Source organism: Ameyamaea chiangmaiensis (assembly GCF_013376175.1).
In the GTDB taxonomy this organism is placed as follows: domain Bacteria; phylum Pseudomonadota; class Alphaproteobacteria; order Acetobacterales; family Acetobacteraceae; genus Ameyamaea; species Ameyamaea chiangmaiensis.
The window spans coordinates 1-10,960 of sequence record NZ_JABXXR010000101.1 but is presented as its reverse complement, the minus strand read 5'-3'; the positions used below and the strand labels follow the sequence as shown (position 1 = coordinate 10,960).

At 65.4% G+C, this 10,960-nt stretch carries 11 protein-coding genes; 6 read left to right on the top strand and 5 right to left on the bottom strand.

Annotated elements, in window-relative coordinates; genetic code table 11:
- Both HUK82_RS11680 and HUK82_RS11675 read left to right on the top strand, forming a co-directional pair.
- Positions 1-1,598: copper resistance system multicopper oxidase (locus tag HUK82_RS11680; RefSeq protein WP_176614127.1), on the top strand; the 1,598-nt coding region annotated here is incomplete at its 5' end.
- On the top strand, positions 1,595-2,545 hold the full coding sequence (locus HUK82_RS11675; protein WP_176614126.1) for a copper resistance protein B: 951 nt from the start codon (positions 1,595-1,597) through the stop codon (positions 2,543-2,545). The genes HUK82_RS11680 and HUK82_RS11675, both read left to right, overlap by 4 nt.
- Positions 2,546-2,565: 20 nt before the next feature.
- Here the strand turns inward: HUK82_RS11675 and HUK82_RS11670 are convergent, their stop codons facing one another.
- Both HUK82_RS11670 and HUK82_RS11665 read right to left on the bottom strand, forming a co-directional pair.
- A complete protein-coding gene (locus HUK82_RS11670; RefSeq protein WP_176614125.1) occupies positions 2,566-3,948 on the bottom strand; it encodes a sodium:solute symporter family protein in 1,383 nt (460 codons plus the stop codon).
- The gene (locus HUK82_RS11665; RefSeq protein ID WP_176614124.1) at positions 3,941-4,177 is read right to left on the bottom strand and encodes a hypothetical protein; all 237 of its coding nucleotides are present in this window, start codon (positions 4,175-4,177) and stop codon (positions 3,941-3,943) included. The genes HUK82_RS11670 and HUK82_RS11665 overlap by 8 nt, the downstream gene beginning before the upstream one ends.
- A 147-nt stretch (positions 4,178-4,324) precedes the next feature.
- Here HUK82_RS11665 and HUK82_RS11660 point away from each other — a divergent pair, with 147 nt between their 5' ends.
- The 4 genes from HUK82_RS11660 to HUK82_RS11645 all read left to right on the top strand — a co-directional run bounded on the left by HUK82_RS11660 (position 4,325) and on the right by HUK82_RS11645 (position 8,410).
- Positions 4,325-4,678 carry a hypothetical protein gene (locus HUK82_RS11660; RefSeq protein WP_176614123.1) on the top strand — a complete coding sequence of 118 codons (354 nt, stop codon included), beginning with the start codon at positions 4,325-4,327 and terminating at the stop codon, positions 4,676-4,678.
- A 107-nt stretch (positions 4,679-4,785) separates the two neighbouring features.
- Complete coding sequence (locus HUK82_RS11655; protein ID WP_176614122.1) at positions 4,786-4,944, top strand: hypothetical protein; 159 nt, start codon at positions 4,786-4,788, stop codon at positions 4,942-4,944.
- Between the two features lie 76 nt (positions 4,945-5,020).
- Complete coding sequence (locus tag HUK82_RS11650) at positions 5,021-5,974, top strand: aldo/keto reductase (protein ID WP_176614121.1); 954 nt, start codon at positions 5,021-5,023, stop codon at positions 5,972-5,974.
- Between the two features lie 183 nt (positions 5,975-6,157).
- Complete coding sequence (locus HUK82_RS11645; protein WP_373318250.1) at positions 6,158-8,410, top strand: TonB-dependent receptor; 2,253 nt, start codon at positions 6,158-6,160, stop codon at positions 8,408-8,410.
- 16 nt (positions 8,411-8,426) lie between these two features.
- On the opposite strand, the gene HUK82_RS11640 is transcribed toward HUK82_RS11645, so the two are convergent.
- The 3 genes from HUK82_RS11640 to HUK82_RS11630 form a co-directional block, all read right to left on the bottom strand.
- Complete coding sequence (locus HUK82_RS11640; RefSeq protein ID WP_176614119.1) at positions 8,427-8,852, bottom strand: cupin domain-containing protein; 426 nt, start codon at positions 8,850-8,852, stop codon at positions 8,427-8,429.
- Between the two features lie 31 nt (positions 8,853-8,883).
- On the bottom strand, positions 8,884-10,140 hold the full coding sequence (locus HUK82_RS11635) for a D-amino acid dehydrogenase (protein ID WP_176614118.1): 1,257 nt from the start codon (positions 10,138-10,140) through the stop codon (positions 8,884-8,886).
- A 28-nt stretch (positions 10,141-10,168) separates the two neighbouring features.
- On the bottom strand, positions 10,169-10,960 hold a 792-nt coding region (locus HUK82_RS11630; RefSeq protein WP_176614117.1), incomplete at its 5' end, for an alanine racemase.

The window sequence follows — 10,960 nt, the reverse complement described above, 5'->3', positions numbered from 1 at the left end:
TGCCCCGCGCCTTTTCCGATCCGGCCCGTGGTCGCGTGCCCGACCGGGCGACCTCGCACCATCGGCTGGTGGTGGGGGCGACGCCCGTCAACATCACCGGCCGCACCACACTGGCGCCGGCAGTGGACGGCTGCGTGCCCGGCCCCGTGCTGCGCTGGCGCGAGGGTGACGAGGTCACGCTCGATGTGGTGAACACGCTGGACGAGACGACCTCGATCCACTGGCACGGCGTACGCGTGCCGTCCGACATGGACGGCGTACCGGGGCTGAGTTTCGCCGGCATTCCGCCTGGCGAGAGCTTCACCTATCGCTTCGCGGTGCGGCAGAGCGGGACGTACTGGTACCATAGCCATTCCAACATGCAGGAAGGGCGCGGGCTGTATGGCGCGATCGTCATCGATCCCGCCGGTCGCGACCCGAACGCGGTGGAGCGCGACTACGTCGTCGTGTTGTCGGACTGGACCGACACACCGCAGGAGCGGATCGAATCCAACCTGAAATTCGATCCCGATACCTACAGCTTTCGTCAGCGAACGGCAGCATCGCTCGTCGGGGATGCCGGCCGTGAGGGTCTGGGCGCCGCGCTGGCCGACCGCCTGCGCTGGTCGCGGATGCGGATGAACGCTACCGACATTTCCGACGTCAGCGCAGTGGCCTACACCTATCTGATGAACGGCCTGCCGCCGGACGCGAACTGGACCGCGCTGTTCGCGCCGGGCGAGCGTGTGCGTCTGCGCTTTATCAATGCCGCGGTGATGACGCTGTTCGACGTGCGTATCCCCGGGCTCTCGATGCAGGTCGTACAGGCCGACGGCAACGATGTCGTTCCTGTTGCGGTCGATGAATTTCGCATCGGCGTGGCCGAGACCTACGACGTGATCGTAACGCCGCAGGCGGGTCGTGCGTACAGCATCTTCGTCCAGAGCGAGGATCGCACCGGCTACGCCCGCGGCACGATCGCCGAACAGGCCGGCCAGGTGGTGGCCATACCCCCGATGGACCCGCGACCCGTTCGCACCATGATGGACATGGGCATGGGGACCATGGACATGAAAGGCGGCGCCATGTCCGGGATGGCGATGCCGATGACCTCGCCAGTCGGTCGGACGGTCGAGAACCAGAATGTGGCGTCGATGCCGATAGACCGGGTGGGCGATCCCGGTGACGGGTTGCGCGATAACGGGCGCCGTGTCCTGCGTTATGCCGATCTGCGCGCGCTGCGCCCCGGGCGCGACCCAAGACCGCCGGGACGGGAGATCACCCTGCATCTGACCGGCAACATGGAGCGCTATATCTGGGGGTTTGACGGGCGCAAGTTTTCCGAGGCCCCCCCGATCGGGCTGCGGCTGGGCGAGCGTGTGCGCTTCGTGCTGATCAACGACACGATGATGGAGCACCCGATCCATCTGCATGGCCTGTGGAGCGAGCTGGAGAACGGGCAGGGCGCGTTCCAGCCTTACAAACACACGATCATTTCGCAACCCGGCAGCCGGCTGACCTATCTGGTGACGGCCGATGTCCCCGGTCAGTGGGCTTACCACTGTCACCTGATGTTCCACATGGAGCTTGGCATGTTCCGCACGGTGGTGGTGTCATGAGGGCGCGTGTGCTGTGGGCCGCGTGCACCCTCTGGCCGATGGTGGCCCAGGCGGCGCCCATGGCCGGCATGGCCATGGACGACATGCCCGGCATGACCATGCCGATGCCCGCCCCGCCCGTACGACCACCCGCGTCCGTGTCGCACGGCGTGCCGGCCAAGGCTATCGTCCATAGGCATGCCGCCCCGACGAGCCGACCCGCCATCACAACGCCGGGCACGGTGCCGTCGGCGGGCATCATGACCATGCCGGAGGCAGCGCCCGTGGTTTCGGCGCCCGTGCACTATGTCAGTGGTGTCATGCCGGTGATGGATCACGGGATCTATGCCCATGCGATCCTTGAACAACTCGAAGCACGCTATGCGCCGTCCGGAACGCAGTTCCGTTACGACGGGCAGGCCTGGGTGGGCACCGATTACAACCGCCTCTGGCTGAAGTCGGAAGGCACGCTGGGCAGCACGGGTTTTCACGATGGTGATCACGAGCTGTTCTACGACCGTCCGATTTCAACCTATTTCGATGTGCAGGCGGGGGTGCGTGCGGACATCGATGACGGGCCGTCGCGTGTCTGGGGTGCCTTCGGGGTCGAGGGGCTGGCCCTGTATTTTTTCGAGCTAGGGGCGACGTTCTACGTCTCCGGCGACGGGCGCGTGGCCGGCAAGCTGGAGGGTTCATATGATCTGATGCTGACGAACCGTCTGATCCTGCAACCCCAGGCGGAACTCAACTTTTACAGCCGTCGGGATCCCGGACGGGGTGTTGCCTCGGGGTTGTCGGATATCGATACGGGGCTGCGTTTGCGTTATGACATCAGTCGCTCCTTCTCCCCATATGTCGCGGTGACCTACGACGGACAGTTCGGCCGAAGCGGCGCCGTCCTGCGCCCGGACGAGCGACAGGCCCGCGACACGGTCCGCTTCACCGTCGGGCTTCGGACGTGGTTCTGACTTGACGCGGCCAGGATCTGTCAGGCGTCGCGCAAGGCGCCCGCCTGACGTGGGTGTTTCCAGAGTACGGCCAGAAGAGCCAGATTGACGCAGAGCCCGATCAGACCCGGGTTCAGGCCGAGCGGCTGTTGTCCGGCGAGGGAAAGCCCGACCGCGACGACATCGCCGGCCACCAGCCCCATGCCGACGGCCAGCGCCCGCGGGCGTTGACCAAAGGCGATGAGGGCAAGGCCCGGCACCATCTGTGCAATGCCGAGATAGTACAGGCTGGTAAGCGTGACCAGAAAGCCGGACAGGTGCGCCGCGGCGAGGATGGAGAACACCAGATAGGTCGCGATGACCGCCTTGGCCCCGCGTTGCTGCTGACGGTCGGACAGGCCATGCAACAGGTTGTGGGACACCAGCGGGCCGATTGCCAGACAGATACTCGCCAGGATCACCAGTGCCGACAGTGCACAGGCTCCGGCCACCAGACCCGTCGCCCACCCCGGCAGCAGCGCGCGCGCGCTGGTCAGAAACACCGCATTGGCGGACGCCAGTGGCAGGTGCACCGCATGGGCGTACAGCGCGACACAATAGAGCAGCGGAAACATCAGCATATAGAGCGGCATGATGATCTGGTTGCGCCGCAAGATGCGGCCCGACCGGGCGGTGAACAGGAAGCTGACCGTCTGCGGCGCCGCGCAGAAGCCCATCGCCTGGAGCAGGATGGTCGAAATATCGTAGCTCTGCTCCCGCCCGGTGATCGGCCGTGCCGGCGGCAGTGCTGCCAGCGGATGGTCGAGGGCACCCATGGCGTGCAGCGCCGCCGCGCCGACAAGGACGACCGCGACGACGATCAGAACGTCCTTGATGATCGACACATAAGCCGGCGCCCGGATACCCGATATCATGAGCCACAGAAAGGTCAGGACGCCGGCCAGCGAACTTAGGACGATGGACGGTATGTGCCACGGGAACTCACCCATGACCGTCAGCAGGCCGGCGAATTGCAGTTCCCCCAGCGGCAGCATGAACAGGATCGCGTTGGCCACGATCAGCCGTTCGAGACCCCGGCTGTCGAAATGCGCGCGGAACAGGTCGGCTGCCGTCAGCGCGCCGTGGCGGCGCCCGGCGCGCCACAGCAACGGATTGATGACGTAGCCGATGGGATAGGCCAGCAGGATATAGCCCAGAAACCACAGGACGAAGCCGGTGCCCTGTCCATAGGCTGCGGCGGGAAAGCCCAGAATGCTGCCGGCGCTGTAGGTCTCGCCGACCGCCAGGACAAGTGCCAGCACGCCACCGAACTGGCCGGAGGCCACGAAGAAGTCACGGCTGTCCTGATGCCCATGGCCGCGCCGCGAGGCGAGGGCGATCCCGAGCGAGAGCAGGATGACGAAGGCGAAAACCGCACTAGCCATCGGCGTCATCCAGACCCGGGGCATGGCGGTCGAACGCGAACCAGGCAACGGCCATGCACAGGGCCACGAGTCCGAAGCTGAAGAACAGGGCCAGGACCGACAGTGGAAGGCCCGCGACACGTTGTGTCGAACGGCCCAGCACCGGAATGACGACCAGCACGAGAAACCCGGGCACTCCCAGCACAAGGCTTAGGCGCGCGATCGCGGTGGAGAGGGGAAGGCTGCTCATGGGGTTCCTGTCATGCCGGGGCCGGATGTGGCCGCGTATCCGTTGCGATAGCGCACACATCTGTGTGGCACGGGCGGCGCGACGTGAAAACCCGGTGCCGCTCCGGCGCGTTAAGCACGGCAAGGACACGAACCAGGAATGTCATTCATGCTCTCCATCCACGCGCGCACCGTCTCCGCCTCTCTCGCCGGCGCGTTCCTGCTGGCCCCTGTGCTGCTGATCACAAGCTGTGGCAAGGCAGGTGCGCCCACGAACGCCGAGATCGAACAGGTCGTGCGGACCCAGATGCAGAACGTCAATCAGCAGACGTCGGACCGGACTCTGGGACTGGTGGACGGCCCCTACGACCCGGCCAGCCTGCGCGTGACGGATTCGGACTGCACCGCGCGCGACAACGGCGTGTACCACTGCGCGGTCACGGCCGCCAGCGACAAGGGCACGCACACGGCGCAGCTCAATTTCAAGAAAGTCGACGGCGCCTGGTCGCTGGTCGAGAACTGAGGCGGCACATACCGATGCCAAGGATGTGAAGGTGCCCGGTCAGGGCGGCGCGCGTGCGGAAAGGGGGAAGACTGTCGTCACTGATAGAATTTCACCGCTCCGTCGCGTTGAGTCGCTTCTATGCCCTGATCGACCATCCGTCGCTGGGCCCCGTGGCCGGCAGGGTCGTCCATGCCGTGGCGGGCGCGTCGGACATGGTGGCGGCCTCGGTTGTTCAGACCGCGTCTGATCTGGGTCTGGTCGACACGTCCGCCTCCACGACCTGAGCAGCCTCCCTCGACAGGGGCGCGTCCGGCCGGGCATGGTCGCACCGTTTTTCTGACGGCGACCAAGGATCATACCATGCAGATGCGCAGACTGGGCCGTACCGGCCCGACGATCATGCCTATCGTGTTCGGCGGCAACGTGTTCGGCTGGACCGTCGACGAGGCCACGAGTTTTGCCCTGCTCGACGCATTCGTCGATCACGGTTTCGATGCGATCGATACGGCCGATGTCTATTCGCGCTGGTTCCCCGGCAATCAGGGCGGCGAGTCCGAGACGATCATCGGGCGGTGGCTGAAGGCGCGTCCGGGTATGCGCGAGCGGGTGCGGATCTTCACCAAGGTGGGCATGGATCTCGGCGGGGAGGGGCGTCAGGGCCTGTCCCCCCGCTGGATTGCGGAGGCGGTCGAAGGATCGCTGCGACGCCTGGGCACCGACCGGATCGACCTGTATTTCGCGCATAAATTCGACCCCGAAACGCCGCAGTCCGAGACGCTCGGCGCGTTCGACGCGCTGGTGCGCGCGGGCAAGGTGCTGTCTGTGGGGGCGTCCAATTTCGATGCGCCGCAGTTGCGCGAGGCACTGGACATCTCCAGCCGCGACGGGCTGGCTCGCTACGAGGTGATCCAGCCCGAGTATAACCTGTATGGTCGCGGCAGTTTCGAAGGTCCGTTGCGGGATCTGTGTCTGTCTGAAGAGATCGGGGTTGTGCCGTACTACGCCCTCGCCTCGGGTTTTCTGACCGGCAAGTACCGAAGCAAGGACGATCTTGGGCAGAGCGTGCGTGGCCAGCGCGTCGGGACCTATTTCGATGCGCGTGGCATGGCGATACTGGGTGCGCTGGACGAGGTCGCCGCAGCCCACGACGCGACCTGTGCCGAGGTGGCTCTGGCATGGCTGATGGCGCGCCAGGGTGTGACGGCGCCGATCGCCAGCGGCACCAGGCCCGCCCATATCGAGACCTTCGCGCGTTCCGCGGCGCTGGACCTCACGGCGTCCGAACAGGCGCGTCTGGACAGCGCCGGCGCCTAGGGCTGTCCGGCGGTCGTCGTGGCGAGGACTGATCGTTATTGTGATGATTTAGCAACATCATGTTGCTAAATCATTCTGCACCCGTGTCTTTTTATTGCCCGGCGCGGACGGCGTCGCCGATAACCTTGTCTCACCATTTCTCGGTAGGGACAGCGTATGACCGGTGGTCCAGTATGGCGTGGAATGCGATGGCCGATCGGTCTCCTGTGCTGGATGGCCATTCCATCCGCCTTCGCCCAGACAGCGATAACGCCAGGCCGCCCCGCGTCGCCAGCGAAGGCGTCCCACGCCGCCCAGGCGACGCGCGCCTCCGCCCCGGCGGTTCCGGCGCAGCCTGAAGCCATCTCCGTGACCACCTCGCGCCGCGCGCTGAACGGCGGTGGTGGAATGATGCGGATCGAAACCGCCCCGCGCGCGACGCAGACGGTCGATAAACAATATATTGAGATGCGGTCGCCGACGAGCAATGCGCTGGACCTTATCCAGACGCTGCCGAGCGTCAACGTCAGCCAGCCTGACGCCTATGGCATGGAGGGCGGCCAGATCCAGACGCGTGGCCTGACCGATCTGGACATGGGCCTGATGCTGGACGGGGCTCCGGCGGCGGCGGCAAAATATCTGTCCGAAAACATCGATTCCGAAAACCTTGAGGAGGTCAGCCTGACACCGGGCAGTGCGGCGACCAGTCTGCCGGTCATGTCGGCAGCGGCCGGTGTGATGCAGGAGACATCGCACACCCCGGACCGGGTTGCCGGTGGCATGGTCGATTTTTCCTACGGCACCAACAATCTCTCGCGCGAATTCATCCGGCTTGAGTCCGGTGAGATCGGCGCGTCGGGCGTGCGCGGGTTTGTCTCATTTTCGAACACCCACACGCGCAGCTGGATGGGTTCGGGGATCAACGACCGCAAACACATCGATTTCGGTCTGCAGAAGGACTGGGCCAACGGGTCCTTCGCGAAGGTTTTCATATCGTGGAATAACGAAAATTTCGTCATCGACAATTACCCGACGGAATCAGCCTTTCTGCTCTACAAGCACACCGGGCAGGGCTACGGCCGCTCCGACGATCCGGCCAATGCCAACTACTGGAAGAACAACAACGATCACTGGAATCAGGTGTTTCTCACGGCACCGATCCACATCGCGCTACCGGCCAGACTGTCCGTCGATCTGCAACCCTATTTCAGCTACGGCACCGGCTACGACGCGTCTCCGCTCGACCCGGTGACGGCCAGCGACGGCACGACGCGCAACCTCATCGGTTATTTCAACCAGATCGGCACGCGACAGGTCGGCGTCACCACCCGCCTGAACTGGCAGCCCGATGCGCACAATACGGTCTCGGCCGGTTACTGGTATGAGAACACCTACACACTTCAGGGCTATCCGCAGAGTTATGCGCTGCCGGGTGGAGGCGCGCCCAACCCGCTCAACCCGGCGTTCAGCTATGACCTCGGAGACCGGCAGGACGCGGGGTATGAGATCCATGCCCTGTTCGTCGAGGACACGGCGAAATATCTGCGCGACCGGTTGACGATCCATGCGGGGTTCAAGTTCGTGATGTCGAATACCTGGAACCGGGACTACTACGGACGCCAGTCCGCCAATCGCACCGAGCCGTTGCCGCAGCTTCAGATCGGCTATCAGATCAATGACCAGAACCAGGTCTACCTGAATGTGGAGGGCGACTATCGCCAGCCGAGCCAGGTCGATCTCGGCTGGCTGTACACCGATGTGCCCATCCCGAAAAACCAGTATTCCATCAAAGAGGAGCTCGGCTGGCGTTATCATAATGCGTGGTTCATGATCGACGCGTCGTTCTTCAACTACAACGTCACGAACCGGATCGTCGACCAGTATGTCGGCATGAATAACTATTCGCCGTTTTCGATCGGCAACCAGCAGATGCGCGGCTTCGATTTTATGATCGCCGGCCGGTCGATCCATGGCGTCAGTCCCTATGCGTCGGTCGAATATCTTCATGCCACGCAGGACTCGAACGTCTTCGATCCCTATCAGAACGTGATGCTGCGGTCGGCCGGGACGCAGGCGATCATGGCGCCGCACGTCATGGCCAATTTCGGTCTGTCCTATGTCTGGAAAGGGTTCTTCTCCAACGCCAGCGTGCACTACACCGGGCCGCAGTCGGTCAGCGTGGCCGGGGATCAGCGCATGCCGGGTTATGTCACGGACACGCTGTCGCTGGGCTATCACTTCGCGCCCATCGGTTTCATGAAAGCGCCGACGTTCAAGCTGAACTTCACCAATCTGACCGGCGCGATCGTGCGTACCGGCGCGATGGGCGCGATCTACAGTCGCAACGACACCAGCACCGTCTGGAGCGGCAGCCAGCCGTCCGCGACCGGTTACGGCAATGCGTTCATGGTGACACCGCGCTTTACGATGATGGGCACGGTCTCGACGACGTTCTGAGGGTGCGCGCCCGGGCTCAGGGCGGCGGTTGCCACCCGTCGGGTGCCATCTCGAAGGCATCGAACGAAAAGCCCGGGCTGACCACACAACTGACCAGCACCCAGTCGCCCACGGCCTCCGCCGACTGCCACGCCCCGGGTGGGACGACACCCTGTGCCCGCTGCCCGTCGGCAAGGTCGGGACCGAGGATCTGTGTGCGCCGCGCCGCACCCTCCCATGTCAGCAGGCGCAAGGCGTCCCCGCCCTGATGGAGCCAGATCTCGGTGGCATCGATGCGGTGCCAGTGCGACCGCTGGCCGCGTTCGAGCAGGTAGTGGATCAGCGACGCGCGACCGCGTGGCCCCGTGGCCGGGTCCGCATCCCGCCATGTCTCCCGATACCATCCGCCCTCCGGGTGTGGGCTGAGGGCGAGGGCGTCGATGATGGCGCGCGCGGTTGTCATGGGAGGGGCCTGCCGATGTCTGTGGGGCGTTTCAGCGCGTATACCGCACGATGCCCAGATCCTCATGCGGAGTATCGGGCATTTTTCCCGACATCACGTCCGAGAGAACGCGTGCCGACCCGCAGGCCATGGTCCACCCCAGCGTGCCGTGACCGGTGTTGAGGAACAGGTTGGCCAGTTTCGTTCGCCCGATGATCGGCGTGCCATCCGGCGTCATGGGACGCAGCCCGGTCCAGAAGGACGCGGCCGGGATGTCGCCCGCGCCCGGATACAGGTCGGTCACCGAATGTTCCAGCGTGGCACGGCGCGGGGCGCGCAGGCGTGTGCTGAACCCGGCGATCTCGGCGGTGCCGCCGACGCGGATGCGCGTGCCCAGACGGGTGATGGCGATCTTGAAGGTTTCGTCCATGACGGTGGACACGGGCGCGCGCGTTTCGTCGACGATCGGCGCTGTCAGCGAGTATCCCTTGACCGGGTAGATCGGCAGGTCGATCCCCAGACGGCGCACCATCGCCGGGGAATAGCTACCGAGCGCCAGCACATAGGCATCGGCGTGCCGGGTGCCCGTGTCGGTCCGCACGCCGGCGATGCGGCCGCCGTCTTCCACAAGGCCCCGGATCGGCGTGTCGTAGGCAAAGCGGACGCCGGCGGCTTCGGCCATGGCGGCGAGGCGCTGGGTGAACACGAACGCGTCGCCGGTTTCGTCGCCGGGCAGCAGCAGGCCGCCCAGGATCTTGTGCGCCGTGTCGCGTAACCCGGGCTCCCGCGCCACGCAGCCCGCGACGTCGAGCATCTCGTGCGGCACGCCGGAGGCCCGGAGCACGTCCATGTCCTTGGCTGCCGCATCGAGCTGCTTGCGGGTGCGGAACAGCTGCAGCGTGCCCTGCTGGCGATCGTCGTAGGTGATCCCGGTGGTGGCGCGCAGATCGACCAGCACGTCGCGCGAATACTCCGCCAGCCGCACCATGCGCTCCTTGTTGCGCGCATAGGCGTCGGTCGTGCAGTTTTCGAGCATCTGCAGCATCCATCGCCATTGATGCGGATCGGCCTGCGGCCAGACCACGAACGGACGATATTTCATCATCAGCCATTTCAGGCTTTTGAGCGGCACGCCCGGCCCGGCCCAGGGCGAGGAATAACCCGGCGAGACCTGACCCGCGTTCGCAAAGCTGGTCTCCAGCCCCGATGCGGGTTGCCGGTCAATAACGGTCACGTCGTGGCCGGCCTGCGCCAGATACCAGGCCGATGTCACGCCGACGACGCCGGCACCGAGGACGATAATTTTCATGCGTGTGGTATCCGTCGAAAAGGGCCGATCAGGCCGTGTGCCAGACGCGGTGGTAACGCCGCCCGAGCGAGGTCAGGATTTCGTAACCGATCGTTCCGCCGGCCTCAGCCACGTCGTCGATCGTGCGGTGGGGGCCGATCAGTTCGACGGCCATGTCGTCGCGCAGCAGGCGTTCGGGGATGTCCGACAGGTCGACCGACATCGAATCCATCGAGATGCGGCCGAGCACCGGCAGGCGGATATCGCCGAACCACGCGCAGCCTGCCGCCGCGCCGCGCCGTGCGAACCCGTCGGCGTAGCCGACGGCGATCGTGCCGATCCGCATCGGTCGACCGGGGCGGAAGCTAAGGCCGTAGCCCACCCCGTCGCCCGGCCCGACCTCGCGGATCTGGAGCACATGCGCGTCGAGCCGCACGCACGACGCCAGCGGGTTGTCGATGACCCGGTTCGGCGCCACGCCATACAGCGCCACGCCGGGGCGGACCAGGTCGAAGTGAAACCCGTCGCCCAGGAAAATGCCTGACGACGCCGCCAGACTGCGCGGCGCGCGTGGAAGCCGGTCCGCCAGGGTGACGAAGCGGTCGCGCTGGGCGGCGTTGGCGGGATCCGCGGGGTCGTCGGCGCAGGCGAGGTGGCTCATGACCAGGGACAGCGACAACCCGTCTAACGCGCGCGGGTCATCGGCGAGTGCCTGGATGTCGGTTTCGGACAGCCCGAATCGCGACATGCCGCTGTCGATCTGCACGGCGGTGTCGAGGGGGTGCCCGGCCAGCCGCGCGGCCTCGCGCCAGCGGGCGATCTGGCCGCGCGTGTTCAGGAC